The sequence below is a fragment of the Paenibacillus sp. NEAU-GSW1 genome (assembly GCF_009737085.1).
Classification (GTDB): domain Bacteria; phylum Bacillota; class Bacilli; order Paenibacillales; family Paenibacillaceae; genus Pristimantibacillus.
This window is the reverse complement of sequence record NZ_WOVL01000001.1, coordinates 132,208-151,674: the sequence shown is the minus strand read 5'-3', so window position 1 is coordinate 151,674 and position 19,467 is coordinate 132,208. Positions and strand designations below refer to the sequence as shown.

The following is a 19,467-nucleotide window of genomic DNA, read 5'->3' as shown; positions in this document are numbered from 1 at the left end:
TTCCCGTCGAAAATAGTAGTAATAAAGTCATTATTTTACCTCTCACTTATTGCCAATCCTATCATTCGTTGCTACTATAAGAGATGAATAATTACTCAAATTGGGGTGCAGTGATGAGGGTTCATGTTACAGATTTACTAGAAGGCGACCTTTTAATTAAAGATACCTTCAATTCTTACGGGCTGCATGTGCTTTCCAAAGGAACCGTTCTGCATAATCCAGATATTTCCAAATTACTTCAGCATCACATTGATTATGTTGATGTGCAAGAACGCCACACAGAGCCATTCCCAGATCGCTCGCTGGAATCAATCGTCAGCCCGAAATGGCTTCCTTCGGTCCAGCCTGACTACAAGAATGCTGTGAAGGGCTTCCAAGATTTATTCCGCAAAGCTACAAATGAAGGCGTTATCAATGACGAAGAAGTCCAGAATGCTTTCCTGCCTTTAATTAAAAATTTCCAATTGGAGCGCGACGTCGTCTCGATGCTTTTGCTCCTAAATACAACGGACGACTATACTTATCAACACTCCGTACAAGTAGGCATGTTGTCTTATTACCTTGCAACATGGCTCGATTATACCAATGAAGAATCACTTCAAATCGGCAAAGCAGGGTTTCTGCACGATATTGGCAAAAGCCGCATATCGGATACGATTTTGAACAAGCCGGCGAAGCTGACGACAGAAGAATTTGATGAAGTTAAAAAGCATGCCCAGTACGGGCATGAGATAATTGAACAATCTTTTTCCGACGAGCCCTACTTGGCGGTAAGTGCGCTGCAGCATCACGAGCGCAACGACGGCAGCGGTTATCCGTACGGTCTCACTGGAGACAGCATTCATCCGGTTTCAAAAATTATTGCGGTCGTCGACATTTACAGCGCCATGATTTCCGAGCGCGTCTACCGGAAGAAACGGGATTTGCTGTTCGTGCTGAAAGAGCTGTTCAAGTTGAGCTTCTCCGAGCTGGACGCACATACGACACATACATTTATCAAGCATATGATTCCTAATTTCATCGGCAAAAAAGCACTGTTGGAATCTGGAGAAACGGGTGTCATTATTATGACTCATCCTACCGAATTTTTCCGCCCGCTCATTCAAATCGGCGACAGGTTCATTGACATGACGATTGAGCGCGATTACGAGATTAAAGAAGTATTGATTTAATATCAACATTAATTTACTCAGGCAGATTTATAAGCGGTGTATTCCACTTATAAATCTGCCTTATTCTTGTCTTTTCGTCTTCTTGTCTTTTCGTCTTTTTGTCTTTTTGTCTTTTTGTCATTTCGTCTTTTCGTCTTTTCGTCCTTTCGTCATTTCGTATTTTCGTCATTTCGTCTTTTCCTCTTTTCGTCATTTCGTCCTTTCGTCATTTCGCTAATTGCTCAAAACCTATATGTTCCGCGACATTAACGAAGCACTTTCGCTAATTTACGAAGCTATTTTCGCTAATCGAGCCTATTTCCAACCGCATGTACCCCCGAACGAGGCAAAATTCGCTATTCGAGAACGAGCCTTCGCTATTAGCGAATCCAGCTTCACTCTAGCCTTATCTGAGCAATTTCCTGCTGCCATTAACGAAGTTTATTTCGCTAATCAGCGAACCTGCTTCGTTAATCCGAATACACTGTCGGCATTTGCGCGCTATGTAGTCGCATTTAAACGATTGTATTTGTACACTCGCAATTTGAATGCACGGCGCGACTGCCAACTAAATTTAATACTCCTTACGGCCATTAGCGAAGCCGGTTCGCTTTATAGCGAAGCTATTTTCGCTAATCGAGCCTATTTTCAACCGGATTGAAGCCCCAACGAAGTAAAGTTCGCTATTCGAGAACGAGCCTTCGCTATTAGCGAATCCAGCTTCGCACTAGCCTTATCTGAGCAATTTCCTGCTGGCATTAACGAAGTATGTTTCGCTAATCAGCGAACCTGCTTCGTTAATCCAACCATCCGTTAAACCATCTAGCCAACCAATCAACCATCCGTCAAACCATCTAGCCAACCAAACATCCATCCATTCACCCACACGCACTCTATCTCCGGCTAAATTGCAATGTACTTCAATGACTATTACTCAATATCCATCCTATTCTGCATTATCCGCGGCTACGTGCAGGTTCGAGTTATTGGGGCTACAGCCGTCACCACGTCAAATATTCATACAGCCAGCAAGCAACCATATATCATGCCGAGTAATCAGTCAAATAAAAAAAGAGCCGCTTTTCAGCAGCTCTTTTTACTTATTCGTTTAACCGATCGAGCCTTCCATCTCAAACTTGATGAGACGGTTCATCTCTACGGCGTATTCCATCGGAAGTTCTTTCGTGAATGGCTCGATGAAGCCCATTACGATCATTTGCGTCGCTTCCGCTTCGCTAAGGCCGCGGCTCATCAGGTAGAACAGCTGATCCTCGGACACTTTCGATACGGTTGCTTCGTGCTCAAGCGTAATGTCGTCGTTCATGATCTCGTTGTACGGGATCGTATCGGACGTCGATTGGTTATCGAGAATGAGCGTATCACATTTGATGTTCGACTTCGAACCGGCGGAGTTGCGTCCGAACGATGCAAGACCGCGGTACGTTACTTTGCCGCCATGCTTACTGATCGATTTCGATACGATTGTGGAAGTCGTGTCAGGCGCCAGGTGGAGCATTTTCGCTCCTGCGTCCTGATGCTGGCCTTTGCCCGCAACAGCAATGGACAATACCATGCCTTTTGCGCCGCGGCCTTTCAGAACGACTGCCGGGTATTTCATCGTCAGTTTGGAACCGATGTTGCCGTCAACCCATTCCATCGTCGCGTTCTCTTCTGCAACCGCGCGTTTTGTAACGAGGTTGTAGATGTTTGGCGCCCAGTTTTGGATTGTCGTATAACGGCAGCGAGCGTTTTTCTTAACGAGAATTTCAACGACCGCGCTATGCAGCGAGTTCGTGCTGTATACAGGAGCAGTACAGCCTTCTACGTAATGTACGAAGCTGTCCTCGTCAGCAATGATGAGCGTACGCTCGAACTGGCCCATGTTCTCGGAGTTGATGCGGAAGTACGCTTGCAGCGGAATTTCGCATTTTACGCCTTTTGGAACATAAATAAAGCTGCCGCCCGACCATACCGCACTGTTCAAAGCCGCGAATTTATTGTCGGTACGCGGAATGATCGTGCTGAAATATTCTTTAACGAGTTCCGGATGCTCGCGAAGAGCGGTATCCATATCGGTAAAAATAACGCCCTGCTTCTCCAGATCCTCTTGCATGCTGTGGTAAACGACCTCGGACTCGTATTGAGCCGATACGCCGGCAAGGAACTTTTGCTCCGCTTCCGGAATGCCCAGCTTGTCAAACGTTTCTTTAATTTCTTGCGGTACTTCTTCCCATGTTTTGCCTTGCTTCTCGGAAGGCTTTACATAGTATTGGATATCGTTGAAATCAAGCTCATCCAGGTCGCCGCCCCATTTAGGCATCGGCATTTTGTTGAATTGCTCGAGCGATTTCAGACGGAATTCGAGCATCCATTGCGGCTCGCCTTTCATCTCTGAAATCGTACGCACAACTTCTTCGGTCAATCCTTTACCGGATTGGAATACTGCTTTATGCTCGTCGCGGAAACCGTACTTATACTCTTCCATTTCAGGCATTTGTTTAGCCATTGCATTCACTCCCCTTTTCTTAATCAGAACCGTTTCATTCTATTGCTGCTGCTCGATTCCTTTGCGCAAAGCGTTCCAAGCCAGCGTCGCGCATTTGATTCTCGCAGGAAATTTATTGACTCCCGACAATGCCTCGATATCTTCGTTCTCCTCGAATTCGACGGGCTCGCCTTTCATCAGCCCCGAGAATCGTTCGGCAAGGCTGATAGCTTCCTCGAACGATCTGCCTTTTACAGCTTCCGTCATCATCGAAGCGGAGCTAAGGCTGATGGAGCAGCCTTCTCCGCTAAATCTGGCATCGACAACTTTTCCCTCTTCCACTTGCAGCTGAAGCGAGATCCGGTCGCCGCACGTCGGATTGTTTAAATTGATCGTTACGGCTTCGGCATCAAGCGTCCCGCGGTTTCGTGGATTTTTGTAATGGTCCATGATCACTCTGCGGTATAGATCATCCAATTGCATAGCCGAAGTACTCCTTTGTTTTGAGAAGGCCGGCCGCCAAGCGGTCGATTTCCTCCTCCGTATTGTATAAATAAAAGCTTGCTCTAGCCGTAGCCGAAACATTCAGCCAGCGCATCAGCGGCTGGCAGCAATGATGGCCGGCGCGAATGGCGATGCCTTCGGCGTCGAGCACGGTCGACACGTCATGCGGATGAATGTCGTCCAGATTGAACGTAATAAGGCCGACGCGATTCGCTTTCGGACCATAAATGGCCACGCCGTCAATCGAAGACAATTTGTCATAAGCATATGCAGCTAGCTGCTTCTCATGCTTGTCGATCTCATCCATTCCGATTTGCTCAAGAAAATCGATCGCTGCCGCGAGTCCAACTGCGCCCGCAATAATTGGCGTGCCGCCCTCAAAACGGTAAGGCACGTCTTTCCATGTCGACTCGTATAAGTCGACCGTATCAATCATTTCGCCGCCGAATTCGATCGGCTCCATGTTGTTAAGCAGCGATTTCTTGCCGTACAAGGCGCCAATCCCGGTAGGACCGCACATCTTGTGCCCCGATAGCGCGTAAAAATCGCAATCGATGTCTTGTACGTCAACCTTTTTATGCGGTGTGCTTTGCGCTCCGTCAACGACCATAACAGCGCCATTGCGATGAGCAATTGCCGTAATTTCCTTGATCGGATTAACGACGCCAAGCACATTGGATACGTAAGTTACAGCAACGACTTTCGTGTTTGGCGTAATCGTCGCTTCTACATCCTCCAACGAAATCGTTCCGTTCGGCTGCAGAGGAATATATTTAAGCGCAGCGCCAGTCGCTTTGGCAGCCTGCTGCCAAGGAATCAAATTTGCATGATGCTCCATTGGCGTGATGACGATTTCGTCGCCTTCCTTGCAGACTGTGCGGGCATAACTGGAAGCAACCAGGTTCAGCGCAGTCGTCGTGCCGCGCGTGAAGATGATTTCCTCCGGCGCTGCCGCATTCAAAAACTTCGCTACCTTTTCCCGTGCGCCTTCATAGGCGTCCGTCGCCCGTGAACCGAGCGTATGAACGCCGCGATGCACGTTCGAATGATTCAGCTCATAATAACGACTAACCGCATCAATGACGGAACGCGGCTTCTGAGAAGACGCCGCGCTGTCCAGATAAACGAGCGGATGCCCGTTTATCTCCTGATGCAGTATCGGGAAATGCTCCCGTACCGCCTCTATATTCATCCTTCCAGCTTCCTTTCGAGCAAACGCTGAAGCTGCTCGCGTACCGAGTCAATCGGAATTTCCGATACGACAGGCGCCAAAAATCCGTAAATGATCAATCGTTCAGCGTCTTGCTTGCTAATGCCGCGCGACATCAAGTAATAAACCTGTTCTGCGTTTACTTGGCCAACGCTCGCTGCGTGACCCGCTTTAACGTCGTCCTCGTCGATCAGAAGAATCGGATTGGCGTCGCCGCGCGCTTTCGGGCTAAGCATAAGCACTTTCTCCGTTTGCACGCCGTTTGCTTTCGTAGCGCCCTTCTCGATTTTCGTGATGCCGTTGATGATCGCCGTAGCGTTGTCTTTCATCACTGCGCGAGTAACCATGTTGCTCTCCGAGCTGCGTCCGAAGTGAACGGCTTGCGTCGTCAAGCTCATTTTTTGCTCGTTTTGTCCGATGCTGATTACTTTCGCATCCGAGTTCGAGCCGTTGCCTTTCAGCTGGGAAGTCGTATCCGACAGCGTTGCGCCGTCGTTCAGATCGCCGATTACCCATTCCATATTGCCGTCGTTCTCGATCACGGCACGGCGGAGCGAAAGATCTACCCCGTTCTCGCCCAAGCTGTGAATCGAGCCGAAGCGTACATGCGCGCCCGCTTTTACGAACACTTCTACGATCGAGTGGTGAACGAAAGGCTCGGAAGCCGTTCCTTGTTCAGTTACCACATAATCAACATAAGTTACTTTACTGTTCGTGTCCGCTACGATTACAATGTGCGGAGCGAATGCAGCTTCCGATTTGTTGTTGAACAAAATCGCTTGAAGCGGCAATTCAACCTCAACGTCGCGCGGCACGTATACGAATACGCCGCCGTTCCAAAGCGCTGCGTGAAGCGCAGTCAGCTTGTTGTCGCCTTTGTCGATCGCTTTGAACAAATATTGCTGCACGAGTTCGCCATGCTCTTTGCATGCTGTCTCCAGATCGGTGAAAATAACGCCTTTTGCCGACAGCTCGGCCGACAGCTGTTTCCAAGCAGTGCTGGAATTTTGCTGTACAATCAGGCTTTCAGCGCCTTCTGCCGCAAGCTCCGTTACGAAAGCAGGTAGCTCGCTGAGCGATGCTGCTGGTTGTGCTTGTTCATATTGTCCGACAGCCGTCAAATTCCAACGGTCGATGCGGATTTTTTCCGGCTTTGGCCATTCCAGCGTTCCGGCAAGCTCTGCAGCTTCGCCGCGCAGGTCCACGAGCCATTGCGGTTCGCCTTTGCTGCGAGCCAACGCTTCTGCGGATTGACGGTCAGTCGGAGTCGATAATTGTGTACTCATCCGTTATGCCTCCTTCTCCGCTTAGGCCTGGCCAATCGTTTCGTCTACGATGCCCAGTTCTTCTTTAACCCAGTCGTAACCTTCGTTTTCCAAACGCTCTGCAAGCTCAGGACCGCCCGATTTCACGATACGGCCTTGCATCATAACGTGTACGAAGTCAGGTGTAATATAGTTCAGCAAGCGCTGGTAATGAGTGATGATCAGGAATCCGCGATCTTCCGAACGCATTGCGTTAACGCCGTTCGAAACGATTTTGAGAGCGTCGATGTCCAGACCGGAGTCAATCTCGTCGAGTACGACGATTTTCGGATCCAGCATCGTCATTTGCAAAATTTCATTCCGTTTTTTCTCGCCGCCCGAGAAGCCTTCGTTCAGGTAACGATGAGCGAATTCTGGGTTCATCTCCAAATCTTTCATTTTGCCTTCCATTTGGCGGATGAATTTGATCAGGGAGATTTCGTTGCCTTCTTCGCGGCGAGCGTTAATTGCGCTGCGCAGGAAGTCGGAGTTTGTAACGCCTGGAATTTCGCTTGGATATTGCATAGCCAGGAACAGGCCTGCGCGAGCGCGCTCGTCAACGCCCATTTCGAGCAAGTCTTCGCCGTTCAATTCAGCAGTGCCTTCCGTTACTTCATATTTCGGATGACCCATCAGCGCGGATGCAAGCGTACTTTTACCCGTACCGTTTGGACCCATAATCGCGTGGATCTCTCCGCCTTTAATTTCAAGGTTGATTCCTTTTAAAATTTCTTTTCCTTCGATCTCGGCCTTCAGGCCGTCGATGACAAATTTTGTTGCCATAATATGCTTATCCCTCCATGGTTGGTATAGTCGGCTCGTGCCACTCTATATATCAACAACGGTCTTATAAATTCGCTTATATTTCCCTCGCTGAACGATTGCTGATGCCGCCAATGAGCAGCCTTAGCCGTTTTCGCTTGGTCACTAAAACTAGCGATAAAACTGTCGAAGCATTGTAGAGTGATTCTCATTGATTCTCAATAATTATTTTATTATAAGTTTTGTTATAAAGCAATGCGAGATGCCTTTCGGGTTAAAAAATATGTCTCCCTCTTGTCGAATTAGCCTAAAATTGTCTTTTTTATCCTCTCGATTTGCTCTTGCAATTCACTCTCCGGAATAACTTGCTTCATCTCGGGAAGCGGAACCTGGGCACTATGTAATTGCGTAAACCCTTCTTCCAGTTGCACCCAAGATTTGCATCCGGTATAAGCCGGCATCATCGGCAATTCGATCGCCTCTTCAAGCTCATAAACGCGAAGCAGCAGCAGATGCAGCGGCTTGGTCCGCTTCCACTTCAAACGCTCTTCAGCGAAGTTGTCTGTCCAAATATGAAAATCGAGCAGCTTGTTCAGCGTTTCCTGGTCGGTAATCTCTATATCCTCTACCGCTTCCGCGTACGCTTCGATCCGCATCGTGTCCGGATGCTCCGACAATTGCGCCAGCGTCGACTGAATATGTCCTTGATGCTGCTCTTTCAGCAAATGCTCCTTTTGATGCTCATATGCCGGCATCAGATAAAACCCCGGACTTACCAGCTGAAAATCCCGCGTTTCCTCCACGATGCCGCCCTTGCGCATGACAAGAATCAGCTTGCCTTGCTGAAGCGCCTTGACTGTTACGGCCCATTCTTTTAAAGCAATCGGATAAGTTGCAGCCATTTCAATCCCCCCCAATCCAAACTTGTCCTTTACGGTAATCCATTATATCATTTGTAGGTATTCCAAGGCGAAAAATAATCGGGTATACTAAGCGGAGTAGAATACTTGGCATTACGACCTAAATATATTTGGAGGTGGACAACCATGTCTGCTTATCATCCTTTAACCGAGCAAGAAGCGATTGAAATTGCCCGTTCCGTCGAAGGCATATTTCCAGCGGGCGCGCAATTGAAATCCCGTGAAATCGGCGACGGCAATCTTAACCTTGTCTTTCATATTACAGATGCCGACAGCGGCAAAAGCTTAATTCTGAAACAAGCGCTGCCTTACGCCAAAGTCGTAGGCGAATCCTGGCCGCTCTCGCTCGACCGCGCGCGGATTGAAAGCGAAGCGTTAATTCTTCAGAACAAGCTCGCGCCTGGACTGGCGCCTGTTGTTTATCGTTATGACGCTGATCTGGCGCTTACGATTATGGAAGATTTAAGCGATCATATTATTATGCGCCAAGGATTGATCAACGGCGTGCGCTATCCGAAATTTGCAGAGGACATCTCGACGTTTATTGCGCGCACCCTGTTCTTCACATCCGATCTGGGCTTGAATCAGCAGGATAAAAAATTGCGCGTGAAAGAGTTCATTAATCCGGATTTGTGCAAAATAACGGAAGACCTTATATTCGACGACCCTTACACGGTATCGAACAACAACAATTATGAGCCGGCTATTGAGGACGCGGCGGCGGCATTGCGCGAAGATCAGGCGCTTCATTTGGAAGTCGCGCTGCTGCGCGAGAAGTTTCTGACTGGCGCGCAAGCGCTGCTGCACGGCGACCTTCATACGGGCAGCGTGTTCGTTAAGGCGGACTCGACCAAAGTCATCGACCCCGAATTCGCATACTATGGTCCGATCGGCTTCGATATTGGCGCGGTTATTGCCAACCTGCTGCTCAACTATGCGGGGCAAGGCCACTGGATCTCCGACAAAACGGAGCTTCAAAGCTACCGTACTTATTTGATCGATTCGGTCCGCGACATTTGGACCAAATTCGAAGCCAAATTCCGTACGCTTTGGAACGAACACGGCGTTGACCGTATCGCCAATTCGACGGCCGGTTATCAAGATTTGTACATGAACCGCCTGCTTCAAGACACAATCGGCTTTGCCGGCACCAAGATCGTACGCCGCATTGTCGGTCTCGCGCATGTCGCTGATATCGACCGTATTCCGGACGATACGGCTCGCGAACGCGCACAGCGGCTTGCGCTGGAAATCGGCACTTCACTTATTAAATCGAATCGCCAAGCGACTTCGATCGAACAGGCCATTGATATCGTCATTTCAGCAACAGCGAAGCACTAACAAATGAGGCATGAAATAAATGCCGCTATGGTTACGATAGAAAGGAATTTGCATAATGACAACTAGCTATGCAGGGCTGCAATCGGTCATCTGGGCCGGCGACAAGCTTGATTTGCTGGACCAACGGCTGCTCCCCGAAGAAATCGTATATTTACCGCTGACTACCTCAGAGGATGTGTGGGAAGCGATTCGCCATTTGAAGGTGCGCGGAGCTCCGGCTATCGGCATATCCGCTGCTTACGGCGTTGTGCTTGGCAGCCGCGCCGAGGAAACGATCGAGGGCTGGATTGAACAAGTTCGCAAACAAGCCGAATATTTGGCGACGTCCCGCCCGACCGCCGTCAATCTGTTCTGGGCGCTGGACCGGATGAAAGCTCGCGCTGCTGCGCTGGCGGAAAGCGGCCTTTCGGTTGAAGCCGCTAAGCAAGCGCTGCTTGACGAAGCGATCGCGATCCAAAGCGAGGACGAGGAAACAAACCGTCTTATCGGCGAACATGCGCTGTCGCTCTTTGAAGAAAATATGGGCGTTCTTACGCATTGCAATGCAGGCGGATTGGCAACGGCCAAATACGGTACTGCGCTCGCGCCATTCTACTTAGCACAGGAGCAGGGAATTACGCTGCGCGTATTCGCGGACGAAACTCGTCCGGTGCTGCAGGGCGCCAGGCTGACCGCTTTCGAGCTTCAGCAGGCTGGCGTTGACGTAACGCTAATTTGCGATAACATGGCCGGCATGGTTATGAGCAAAGGCTGGGTGGATGCGGTTATCGTCGGCACAGACCGCGTTGCCGCAAACGGCGACGTTGCCAACAAAATCGGCACGTACAGCGTTGCCGTATTGGCCAAAGCTCACGGCATTCCGTTCTATGTCGCTTGCCCGATGTCTACAATTGATCTTCTAACGCCGACTGGCGCTGAAATTCCGATTGAAGAACGCAACGCCGAAGAAATAACGGAAGGCTTTGGCAAGCGTACTGCGCCGCAAGGCATTAAAGTGTTTAATCCGGCGTTCGACGTAACGCCAAACGATCTTGTTACTGCGATCATTACGGAGAAAGGGATTATTAAAGCCCCTTACGACGTGAACCTCAAAAAACTGTTCGAGCAATAATGCCCGAACGCAAAAAGAGCCTGCCGGCATCCCAATAGGCAGGCTCTTTTTTCTCTATTCGCCATGCGCTTTGATTCAGGACATCAGCAAAAGCGCATCCGATCCTTTCATACCGGCAACAATTCCCATAGCCTCGGCATTAGTCGTTACGGACTCAAGAGGCGCCGCAAGAAGCTCTTCCAGCGTCTTTACGCCAACCGCCCTGCCTGCAATGATGCCCCGGTCTTTCAACCGATCGTTTAGAAGCCCCACATCAAGGGCGCCGCACATAATGTAACCGGTATCCGTCGAGATAGACAAAAGCGTCGTTTTCGGAAGCTTTACTTCCACCCCGATTGCCGTCGCCCCGTTATCGAGCGTAATCGGAACCATTCTCATCATCGTAGTTCCACCCCCTTTGGCCAGCTTCCGTGCTTCATTTCAAATGCACGATCATTATATGCAGGGGATGAGCGCCAGGGTTCGACATTTACCTAATATTTTATGATTATAAAGACTCAAAAAATGAATGGCTTGCGAATAATATAGTTGGTTAGGCTGGACAGATTTTACTAAATTATTGTTAATTTTGTTCTATATGATTTTGTCCAAAAATGTTATATTAATATTATCATTCCATCTAGTCCGGAGGAACTATGAATCCCACTAAATCCGCTTCATCTAAATCTTATCTGTTCCAAGTGGAAATGCTAGTTGAAGGAACTGACAACGGGGACGCTCTTGAGCAAATTGTGCATGCGCTTAATCAATTAAACCTAGCCGACTATCGTATTCTAAGCGGCATACAGTTAGGCAGCATTATCGATCAACGCAAGCTGGAGGCCGACAGTCATACGGCAATCCCTGTACATACGAAGCAAGAAACGGCAAAACCGGTACAAAAAGCTGCGCAGCAGCAAACGGAGAACGGATTCGAATCCATTCGCATCTATATGAAGAGCAATAAGCTTATTCGATTGATTGTCAACAAAGGGTTTGGCGTCAAGCTGAGCATACCTTGCAGAATTATTAACTTCGATGAGGATACGAATGTCGTTACCGTCTATCATGTCGACGAGAAGCAAGTATATACGTTTCGCCTCAACGAGATTGAAGATTTTCAAGAATAGCTGGCTGGCACGTCGGCAACTATCGTTATTGCCAAAAATCCCCGTCTGCGGCTGAATGATCGAATCAGCTCGCAGACGGGGATTTTCATGCCCTTATTATTGGATATAAGCTAAACCCAGCATTTCTTCAATGCTTTCGCTAGGAACGGGAGGACTCCAGAAATAGCCCTGCATCTCATCGCAATTATGCTTCCGTAAAAATTCCATTTGCGCTTCGTTCTCCACGCCCTCCGCAATAACCTGAATATTCAAATTATGCGCCATCGCTATGATTGCGGCAACAATTTCGGCATCGCTAGGGTCCTGCTGGATATCTCTTACGAACGAACGGTCGATTTTTAGCCGGTCGATCGGGAAGTTCTTCAAATAATGAAATGAACTGTAGCCGGTTCCGAAATCATCCACGCTAATGCCTACGCCCATATCTGTCAATTCGATTAAGCATCGCGATACATGCGCCACGTCCATCGTCATCGACTCGGTAATTTCCAAATCCAAAAACTGCGGATCCAGCCCCGTTTTCTCTAAGACGGCGGCAACCTTGCTTGCTAAATCATGCTGAACAAATTGGCGTATCGACAAGTTGACCGATACCGGCATCGGCGGCAAGCCTGCGTCCTGCCAAGCCTTGCTTTGACGGCATGCTTCCTCAAGCACCCAGTCGCCGATTTGTACGATCATCCCGCTTTCCTCAGCAAGCGGAATGAAATCGCCAGGCGGTATCATGCCTCTCACGGGATGCTTCCAGCGCACAAGCGCCTCCACGCCAACCATTGCCCCAGAGATAATATCATATTGAGGCTGGTAATGAAGCACAAACTCCTGGCGTTGAATCGCGCGGTACATTTCGTGCTGCAGCGTCAGCCGCTCAAGCGAGGAGTTGCTCCAGCTTTCCGAATAAAGCATGCAATCGTTCTTGCCGCTTTCCTTCACTTTCACAAGTGCGATATCGGCCTTCTTCAGCAGCGTATAGCCGTCATCTTCCGCAATTTTGCTCGTAATGACTCCTATGCTGCCGGTAATATGCAACGGGAATCCTTTCAGCTCGAACGGTTCTTCGATCGAACATAACACGCCTTTGCTCAGCTCAATCAGATGAGCTTCCGATTTCACATTCGTGAATAGCAGCGCGAATTCGTCGCCTTCCATTCTTGCAGCAATTCCTAGATCAGCAATAACTCTCGTCAACCGCTCCGCGACTTGCATTAGGAGCATATCGCCGAATTCGCGCCCAAAGGACGCATTAACCAGCTTGAATCGGTCGAGATCCAAATAGCAAAGTCCGATGAGCCTGCCTTCTGCTTGCGCTTCGCTCAAGCTCTCGCTTAGTTTAATATGAAACAGCGTCCGGTTTGGCAGTCCGGTCATATCGTCATAATACGCCATGTATCGAATACGCTCTACGTTGCGCTTACGATCGCTTAAATCATGGCTGACCACAATCGTACCGATTGCTTCATTGCCTTTCATCATCGGAGAGCAGACAATTTGCAGCTCAAGCGGAAAGCCTGAACGATGCGTGATGTTCAGGTTCGTCTGTCTTGATTCGCCTTTAAGCGCTTGTTCAAGCATTTCGTTCAGCAGCTGCCGGCTGCCCGGTTCGACAAGCGGCGCAAGCGAATTGCCCAGCAGCTCGTTGCGATGGTAGCCTAACGTGCGGCTGGAGGCTTCATTCATTTCGATTATTACGCCATCGCGATTGAGCACGGCCAGCGGCACGGCTTCCGATCGAAGCAGCGTCTCGACAATCGGCGTATGGTAGTTATGAAAGCTGGTAGGTTGTCCTCGACGAATGTAAAGATAGGCAGTGACTGCAAAAATCAAAACACCTATTGTACATGATACCCATTGCAGCGTGCGATTGGATACCATAGTAAATGAAAGTATAATGACGATCGCGGAAACGATCAGAAACAATAAACCGACCTTCCAAGGTTCATTAAGCGGCTGCGCAACAGCATGCCGGACCGGTTTTACAGACAAGTCATCCATTCGTTTAGCCACGCACCAACTTCCTTTCCTCTGCTCAGGTCAAGTATGTTAGTAACAGTATAAACGAAATATCCGATTCGGTATAGAAATATTTACTAATGGAACACAAGGAATTTGTAAGATTGTATCGAACCGTGTCGGATTTAAGGTTAATTTTTCCTAAAACGGAGTGCTGAAACGACAATAAATGCCCAACCTGCCAAAAATGCAACGCCGCCAATTGGTGTGATCGCGCCTAGTACTGATACATCGCTCAAAGCGAGCGCATACAAGCTTCCGCTGAAAATAACGACGCCGGCGATCAGCAAATTAGCTCCCGTTCTTAGCGCTTTACTTGCGCCAATGCGGTCAGCAAGCAGCGCGACGAGCATCAGGCCAAGCGAATGATACATTTGATAACGAACGCCGGTCTCGAAAATTTCCAGCAATCGTTCTGTAAGCACTTCTTTCAATCCGTGTGCGCCAAACGCGCCTAGCGCTACTGCGAGCGCGGCGCCGACAGCGCCTATTGCAAAATATTTTCTCGTCATATGATGTTCAACCTTTCGAAATTTGTGTATAATCTATCATGTTTATGGAACTTTCTACAGCAGATGTCATTATTTTTCCATTTAAAACTAAAGGGGAGATTGATTTTGGAAGAAAACCGCAACGATAATAACGGGCTGGACGCAACAGCCGGATCGAATGACGGCCGCAGCGAGCAACCTTCATTTTACCGTCCGGATGACAATCCTTATGCCTCTCAGCCGGCATTCGGCAGCGAGCCTCCAGTTGCCGAAGGAAAATTAAAGCATTCCGGTCTCGGCATCGCTTCCTTCGTTTTGGCTATTATTTCAATATTGCTAGGCGTTCTGGGCATAATCCTTTCTGTCGTATTTGTGGCTCAATTGGCGGGAGATCCCACTTCTTTTTTAAGTGAAACGGAAAGCGGCTCCATTCCTGAAGGCGCAGGCTCCATCCTGGCTGCCGTAGTACTCATGTTTCTCGGTGTCGGCATTTCGTTTGTCGGCTTGATTCTTGGCATCGTAGGCGTGTTTGCCAAAAACCGCCGCAAGCTGTTCGCCATCATCGGCCTCGTATTCAACGGCGTAATTATACTGGGCATGCTGCTTATGATCGTCATCAGCCTTGCTTCCAGGGCAGCTGGTATTTAATTTTACAAAATTTCGAAAGAAAATTACAACAGATGACGCCGCGTCGTCCATAAGGCATGACAGCAATTCATGCAAAAGCTGCCCGCAAGTCGCATTTCGATGACGGCTTGCGGGCAGCTTTTTACTTTTTATTTGACGACGATCGCCGTGCGGCTGTAGCCTTCTTTCGTCTTATGCACCTCAAGTGCGGCTGGAAAAGCCTGCTTCAGCTCCTGCACATGGGAGATGACGCCGATCATGCGGCCGGCGCGCTGCAAATCGACCAGCGCTTCGATCGCTTTGCCCAGCGACTCCTCATCCAGCGAGCCAAACCCTTCGTCAATGAACATCATCTCAATCGAAATTCCGCCTTGATGAGCTTGAATGACATCGGTCATGCCAAGCGCGAGGCATAGAGAAGCGTTAAACTTCTCGCCGCCGGACATCGTCTTCACATCCCGATTCTGTCCAGTGTAGGAATCATATATATCTAATCCGAGCCCGCTTTGCTTGCCGCGCGTCTCGAGCCGGTCGCTGCGCTGCAGCATAAATTGGCCTCCGGACAAATGACGAAGCCGTTCGTTGGCAGCGTGCAAAATCTGTTCCAGAAATTCGATCAGAATGTACCGCTCGAACGATATTTTCATCGCATTGTCGCCCTTCAGCATTTGATACACGTCGAGCACCTGCTCGAGCTCGGACTCCAGCTGCTTTGCTTTCTCATTCGCGCTGTCCAGCGACTTTCTCAGCCGTTCCGTCTCTTCAACAAAGCGCGCTGCTGTCTGCAGCGCGGCAGCGGCCGCTTCCAGATCGCGCTTGAAGCGAGCCGTCTCGGCTTGAAGCGCTTCAATGTCAGCCGCTTTCTGGCCGGCAAGAGCCTGTTCAAGCTCGGCTATGCGACGATCTGCCGCAAGCAGCGAGGCTTTGTAGCTCTCGATCCGCAATTTAAGCTCTGCTCTCGCTTCTTCCTGCAGCAAGGCTGTCCTGAACGGCTCAACGCCGTCGAACTCGGCCTTGGCAAGCTCATCCGCGAAACGCGATGCCGACTCTTCGGCATTCCGTATCGCATCTGTTAGCTGGCGTTCCAGCTGCTCGGCATGCGCAGCCTCCTCGGCAGCCTTGGTCCGGGCTTGCTGAAGGCGCTCCTGCGCTTCTTTCCACGCCGCTGCTAACGTATCCGACAGCTGCTGCTGTTCCTTCAGCCGCCGCTCGAGCAGTTCAGGAGAACGAAGCTGCTCCGGTATGCGCACATGCTCAGACTCCAGCTGCGATTGCTTGGAGGCGCGCTCTACGGCAAGCTGCTGGTGATCGGCCTGCTGCTTGTCCTTCGCCTTCTGCATCTGCTCCAGCTGCTCATCGAGCTGTTCGCTCTTTTGCTTGATTTCCTTCGCCTGCTCGCTTAGCTTCTCCAGCCGTTCGTTCTCGTCTTTGAGCTCGCGCCAGCGGCTGCGCAAATCCGCTTGCCTTTCGCTAAGCGCACCCGCAGAAGCGCCAAGCTCAGCCAGCTCCGCAATAGCGCTGTCCCAGCCGGCGCGAGCGGAGGCGCTTTGCAGCCTCGCTTCATTTAACTCGCGCTCCAGATAGCTCAGCTGATCCTTCGTCTGCTTCAGCTGCTCCCGCGAAGGCAGCGCATCGGCCGATTCTGCTTTGTCCGGATGCTCGGCGCTGCCGCAAACCGGACAAGGCTTACCGTCGAGAAGATGGGCGGCGAGCAGGCTCGCCTGCCCCTCGATCCAACTTTTCTCCAGCCGCTCATGCTCCTCGCGGACAGCCGTCAGCGCCGTCGTCCGTTCCTTCTCCAGCTCGGCAAATTGACCAAGCTCCTTCTCCAGAACGATCAGCTTCGATACCTGTTTGCCCTGCTGTTCGACGTTTCGCAGCTGCTCCTTTACGTCCGCTGCCGCAGCAGTCTCGCTTTCGATCGATTTGAGCTGAGCCGCTGCGGCAGCTTTTAATTCCTTCGCCGCGGCAATTTGCTTCTCCGCCTGTTCGAGCTTCGCCGCTCCGCTCTTCTCATCAGCAGCCAGCCGCTCGTACGCCTGCCGGAGCGCGGCAAGCTGCTGAACCGCCGGCGCAAGCTCCGCCAGCCGGTGCAGCTCCAGCGCCGCCGCCTCGCGCTCGGCTCCGCGCTGCTCCTCGCGGCGATGCCGCTCCTCCGCTGCCGCAGCTTCCCGCGCGGCGGCTTCCGCGCTGGCGAGCCGCGCATCGCGTTGCTGCCGCTTCGCCGCGGCGTCCCGCTCGGCGCGCTCGGCCTGCTCCGCGTACGGCGCCAGCTGCGCCGCGCGCTCCGCAAGCGCCAGCCGCCGCTCGCGCGTCTCATGCTCGCCTCGGCCGCGCTCCAGCTCCTCGCGCTGCGCCCGCTCCCGCGCCAGCTCCGCAAAGCGCGCGTTCAGCGCTAGCGCATCCTGCAGCTGCGCTTCCTGCGCCTCAAGCGCCGCTTGCAGCGCGGCTTTCGCCGCTTCGCCGTCCCGCGCCGTCTCGCGGTAAAACGCCTGCTCTTGCGCCAGCGCTTCGGACAGCTGCGCGCCGCTGAAGCTCGGCTGCGCGAGCGTAACTGCTAGCGCGCTTTCCTCGCGGATCGGCAGTGATTCCGCCGCCTGCTTCATATACAGCTCGGCGCGCAGCCTCGCTTCCCGCAGCGCCTCGCCAAGCTCGCGATTGCGCTGCTGAAAACGGGCCTCCAGCCGCTCATAAAGCTCCGTCCGAAAAATGCGGCGCAAAATTTCTTCCTTATTATCCGTATCCGAAGTGAGCAGCTTGCGAAATTCGCCTTGCGGCAGCATAACGATCTGGTTGAATTGCTCCTTCGTCAAGCCGATAATCGATTCGACCTTCGCGTTAACGTCTCCGACCGTAAAACGGTCGACAGCCGGCGTATCCGCGCCGTCCGTCGTCTCATAAAGCTCCGCTTTGCCGCCCGTCTCGCTCTTGTTATTGCCTTTGCGATGCGGCAATTGCCGGAATATGCGGAAGCTCCGTCGTCCGACGGCAAATTCGAATTCGACCGCCGTATGCGTATCGTCATCGGCAAAATGGCTGCGCAGCATGCGCGGCTCCGAACGGTCCTCTCCGCTTGCCGCGCCGTACAGCGCAAAACAGATCGCATCGAATATCGACGTTTTGCCCGCTCCCGTGCTGCCGGAAATTACGAACAGCCGATGATTTTCCAGCTGCGCAAAATCAACCGTCTCCGAATCGCGATACGGGCCGAACGCGGTCATGGTCAGTTTTAGCGGTCTCATACGGCGTCACCCTCCTCGCGCAGCAGCTGTCCGAACGTCTCGGCAAACAGCTTCGTCTTTTCCTCCGACAACGGCACGCCCTTTACTTCCGCATAGAAAGAAGCAAACAAAGCGACCGGATCGGCTTCCCGCCTCTTTGCCGCCAGCGTCTGCTCCCCGCCGTCCGCCTCTTCTCCTCCCGTTAGCGTACGGGTAATTCGCCGTTCCACATGTAGCGCATTCGGGTAAACCGCGCGAACTTTCTCCATCGGGAACAGCACCGGATTGTCGTTCAGCAGCGTGACGAAAACATAATCCTCGTTAACCGGATGCGTTTCGATTTCCTCCATCGTGCCGCTTACCCGGCGCATATCGCGGCGCGGCTTCAGCTCTCTTTTCGCAATCGATTGAACGCCTTCCGCGCCCAGCTCGACGACAAAAAAGCCTTTATTGTGATTTTCTTCCGAAATCGAATATTTCAATGGCGAGCCTGCATAACGGATGTTCTCCTGCTGCACGTAATGCGCCTGATGCAAATGGCCGAGCGCCGTATAATGAAACGGCGAAAAATAATCGGCCCGCACATGCTCGGCGCCGCCGATCGAGAGCGGACGCTCCGATTCGCTTGTGTTCGGCTCCGCAGCGCCTCCAGGCGTAACAAAGGCATGGCCGATCAGCACATGGCGCGCAGCCGAATCCATCTTTTCGCGTATTCGCGCTGTCACTTCCCGCATCGCATCGTCATGCGTTCGAATCGCTTCATCTCCGTATACATGGCGAACCTGCGCAGGATCCGCATACGGAACGAGATGAAAATGCACCTCGCCAAAGCTGTCCCGCAGCACAACCGGCTTCAGGTCCTGCTTTAATCGTCCGGCAATATGTAAGCCTCTGCTTTTCATCATTGCTGTGCCGAAATCGATCCGATCCGGACTGTCGTGATTGCCTGAAATCGCAAGCACCGGCGTGTCCAGTTCGATCACTATTTTGTTTAACAGCTCATCGAGCAGCTCCACCGCTTCCGTCGGCGGCACCGCACGATCGTACAAATCGCCGGCGATAATGACCGCATCCGGCTTTTCCTCGGCAACTGCTGCCGTAAATTGCTCCAGCGCATAGCGCTGGTCTTCCGTCATATATACACCCTGCACCAGCTTGCCTAAATGCCAGTCCGCAGTATGAAAAATTTTCATCCCAATCATCCTTCCGCAAAGCATTGCA

The 19,467-nt window shown here is 51.2% G+C and carries 18 protein-coding genes; 5 read left to right on the top strand and 13 right to left on the bottom strand.

Annotation, left to right across the window (positions count from 1 at the left end; translation table 11 throughout):
- The first annotated feature begins 113 nt into the window (after positions 1-113).
- Positions 114-1,172, top strand: a complete 1,059-nt coding sequence (locus GOM71_RS00640) for an HD-GYP domain-containing protein (RefSeq protein ID WP_156277330.1) — start codon at positions 114-116, stop codon at positions 1,170-1,172.
- A gap of 13 nt (positions 1,173-1,185) precedes the next feature.
- Here GOM71_RS00640 and GOM71_RS24030 read toward each other — a convergent pair whose 3' ends face one another.
- From GOM71_RS24030 to GOM71_RS00610, 8 genes are all read right to left on the bottom strand, one after another.
- Positions 1,186-1,365 (bottom strand): hypothetical protein, encoded by a 180-nt coding sequence (locus GOM71_RS24030; protein ID WP_216651684.1) that lies wholly within the window; start codon positions 1,363-1,365, stop codon positions 1,186-1,188.
- A 519-nt stretch (positions 1,366-1,884) separates the two neighbouring features.
- Positions 1,885-2,037 carry a hypothetical protein gene (locus GOM71_RS23660; protein ID WP_173275021.1) on the bottom strand — a complete coding sequence of 51 codons (153 nt, stop codon included), beginning with the start codon at positions 2,035-2,037 and terminating at the stop codon, positions 1,885-1,887.
- 222 nt (positions 2,038-2,259) lie between these two features.
- On the bottom strand, positions 2,260-3,657 hold the full coding sequence (gene sufB, locus GOM71_RS00635; protein WP_156277328.1) for a Fe-S cluster assembly protein SufB: 1,398 nt from the start codon (positions 3,655-3,657) through the stop codon (positions 2,260-2,262).
- A 39-nt stretch (positions 3,658-3,696) separates the two neighbouring features.
- The gene (gene sufU / locus GOM71_RS00630; RefSeq protein WP_156277326.1) at positions 3,697-4,119 is read right to left on the bottom strand and encodes a Fe-S cluster assembly sulfur transfer protein SufU; all 423 of its coding nucleotides are present in this window, start codon (positions 4,117-4,119) and stop codon (positions 3,697-3,699) included.
- Positions 4,106-5,332, bottom strand: a complete 1,227-nt coding sequence (locus GOM71_RS00625; protein ID WP_156277324.1) for a cysteine desulfurase — start codon at positions 5,330-5,332, stop codon at positions 4,106-4,108. Before GOM71_RS00625 ends, sufU begins: the two co-directional genes overlap by 14 nt.
- Positions 5,329-6,636: a Fe-S cluster assembly protein SufD gene (gene sufD, locus GOM71_RS00620; RefSeq protein WP_156277322.1), complete on the bottom strand. Its 1,308-nt coding sequence runs from the start codon at positions 6,634-6,636 to the stop codon at positions 5,329-5,331. Before sufD ends, GOM71_RS00625 begins: the two co-directional genes overlap by 4 nt.
- A 21-nt stretch (positions 6,637-6,657) precedes the next feature.
- Positions 6,658-7,437 (bottom strand): Fe-S cluster assembly ATPase SufC, encoded by a 780-nt coding sequence (gene sufC / locus GOM71_RS00615; protein ID WP_156277320.1) that lies wholly within the window; start codon positions 7,435-7,437, stop codon positions 6,658-6,660.
- Positions 7,438-7,718: 281 nt separating this feature from the next.
- Positions 7,719-8,318, bottom strand: a complete 600-nt coding sequence (locus tag GOM71_RS00610) for a DUF1802 family protein (RefSeq protein WP_156277318.1) — start codon at positions 8,316-8,318, stop codon at positions 7,719-7,721.
- 144 nt (positions 8,319-8,462) lie between these two features.
- Between GOM71_RS00610 and mtnK the strand changes: the two genes are divergently transcribed.
- Together mtnK and mtnA are read left to right on the top strand one after the other, a co-directional pair.
- A complete protein-coding gene (mtnK, locus tag GOM71_RS00605) occupies positions 8,463-9,677 on the top strand; it encodes an S-methyl-5-thioribose kinase (protein ID WP_156277316.1) in 1,215 nt (404 codons plus the stop codon).
- A 55-nt stretch (positions 9,678-9,732) separates the two neighbouring features.
- Complete coding sequence (mtnA, locus tag GOM71_RS00600) at positions 9,733-10,788, top strand: S-methyl-5-thioribose-1-phosphate isomerase (RefSeq protein WP_156277314.1); 1,056 nt, start codon at positions 9,733-9,735, stop codon at positions 10,786-10,788.
- A gap of 75 nt (positions 10,789-10,863) precedes the next feature.
- Here mtnA and GOM71_RS00595 read toward each other — a convergent pair whose 3' ends face one another.
- Positions 10,864-11,169, bottom strand: coding sequence for a YunC family protein (locus tag GOM71_RS00595; RefSeq protein WP_156277312.1), 306 nt, complete (start codon positions 11,167-11,169; stop codon positions 10,864-10,866).
- Positions 11,170-11,423: 254 nt separating this feature from the next.
- Here GOM71_RS00595 and GOM71_RS00590 point away from each other — a divergent pair, with 254 nt between their 5' ends.
- Positions 11,424-11,897, top strand: a complete 474-nt coding sequence (locus tag GOM71_RS00590) for a hypothetical protein (protein WP_156277310.1) — start codon at positions 11,424-11,426, stop codon at positions 11,895-11,897.
- 96 nt (positions 11,898-11,993) lie between these two features.
- Here the strand turns inward: GOM71_RS00590 and GOM71_RS00585 are convergent, their stop codons facing one another.
- Together GOM71_RS00585 and GOM71_RS00580 are read right to left on the bottom strand one after the other, a co-directional pair.
- Entirely contained in the window at positions 11,994-13,901 is a 1,908-nt protein-coding gene (locus GOM71_RS00585) for a putative bifunctional diguanylate cyclase/phosphodiesterase (protein ID WP_367649406.1), read from the bottom strand.
- 137 nt (positions 13,902-14,038) lie between these two features.
- Positions 14,039-14,419, bottom strand: a complete 381-nt coding sequence (locus GOM71_RS00580; RefSeq protein ID WP_156277308.1) for a DUF423 domain-containing protein — start codon at positions 14,417-14,419, stop codon at positions 14,039-14,041.
- A gap of 105 nt (positions 14,420-14,524) precedes the next feature.
- On the opposite strand from GOM71_RS00580, the gene GOM71_RS00575 reads away from it, so the two are divergent.
- Positions 14,525-15,046 (top strand): hypothetical protein, encoded by a 522-nt coding sequence (locus GOM71_RS00575; protein WP_156277306.1) that lies wholly within the window; start codon positions 14,525-14,527, stop codon positions 15,044-15,046.
- Between the two features lie 128 nt (positions 15,047-15,174).
- On the opposite strand, the gene GOM71_RS00570 is transcribed toward GOM71_RS00575, so the two are convergent.
- Both GOM71_RS00570 and GOM71_RS00565 read right to left on the bottom strand, forming a co-directional pair.
- Positions 15,175-18,267 carry an SbcC/MukB-like Walker B domain-containing protein gene (locus GOM71_RS00570; RefSeq protein ID WP_156277302.1) on the bottom strand — a complete coding sequence of 1,031 codons (3,093 nt, stop codon included), beginning with the start codon at positions 18,265-18,267 and terminating at the stop codon, positions 15,175-15,177.
- Complete coding sequence (locus GOM71_RS00565) at positions 18,264-19,439, bottom strand: exonuclease SbcCD subunit D (RefSeq protein WP_156277300.1); 1,176 nt, start codon at positions 19,437-19,439, stop codon at positions 18,264-18,266. Before GOM71_RS00565 ends, GOM71_RS00570 begins: the two co-directional genes overlap by 4 nt.
- Positions 19,440-19,467 lie beyond the last annotated feature (28 nt).

Excerpts from the sequence above, each read along its gene's own strand:
- GOM71_RS00640 (WP_156277330.1), top strand. The coding sequence starts at position 114 with ATGAGGGTTCATGTTACAGATTTACTAGAAGGCGACCTTTTAATTAAA.
- GOM71_RS24030 (WP_216651684.1), bottom strand. The coding sequence starts at position 1,365 with ATGACGAAAAGAGGAAAAGACGAAATGACGAAAATACGAAATGACGAA.
- sufB (WP_156277328.1), bottom strand. The coding sequence starts at position 3,657 with ATGGCTAAACAAATGCCTGAAATGGAAGAGTATAAGTACGGTTTCCGC.
- sufU (WP_156277326.1), bottom strand. The coding sequence starts at position 4,119 with ATGCAATTGGATGATCTATACCGCAGAGTGATCATGGACCATTACAAA.
- GOM71_RS00625 (WP_156277324.1), bottom strand. The coding sequence starts at position 5,332 with ATGAATATAGAGGCGGTACGGGAGCATTTCCCGATACTGCATCAGGAG.
- sufD (WP_156277322.1), bottom strand. The coding sequence starts at position 6,636 with ATGAGTACACAATTATCGACTCCGACTGACCGTCAATCCGCAGAAGCG.
- sufC (WP_156277320.1), bottom strand. The coding sequence starts at position 7,437 with ATGGCAACAAAATTTGTCATCGACGGCCTGAAGGCCGAGATCGAAGGA.
- GOM71_RS00610 (WP_156277318.1), bottom strand. The coding sequence starts at position 8,318 with ATGGCTGCAACTTATCCGATTGCTTTAAAAGAATGGGCCGTAACAGTC.
- mtnK (WP_156277316.1), top strand. The coding sequence starts at position 8,463 with ATGTCTGCTTATCATCCTTTAACCGAGCAAGAAGCGATTGAAATTGCC.
- mtnA (WP_156277314.1), top strand. The coding sequence starts at position 9,733 with ATGACAACTAGCTATGCAGGGCTGCAATCGGTCATCTGGGCCGGCGAC.
- GOM71_RS00595 (WP_156277312.1), bottom strand. The coding sequence starts at position 11,169 with ATGATGAGAATGGTTCCGATTACGCTCGATAACGGGGCGACGGCAATC.
- GOM71_RS00590 (WP_156277310.1), top strand. The coding sequence starts at position 11,424 with ATGAATCCCACTAAATCCGCTTCATCTAAATCTTATCTGTTCCAAGTG.
- GOM71_RS00580 (WP_156277308.1), bottom strand. The coding sequence starts at position 14,419 with ATGACGAGAAAATATTTTGCAATAGGCGCTGTCGGCGCCGCGCTCGCA.
- GOM71_RS00570 (WP_156277302.1), bottom strand. The coding sequence starts at position 18,267 with ATGAGACCGCTAAAACTGACCATGACCGCGTTCGGCCCGTATCGCGAT.
- GOM71_RS00565 (WP_156277300.1), bottom strand. The coding sequence starts at position 19,439 with ATGAAAATTTTTCATACTGCGGACTGGCATTTAGGCAAGCTGGTGCAG.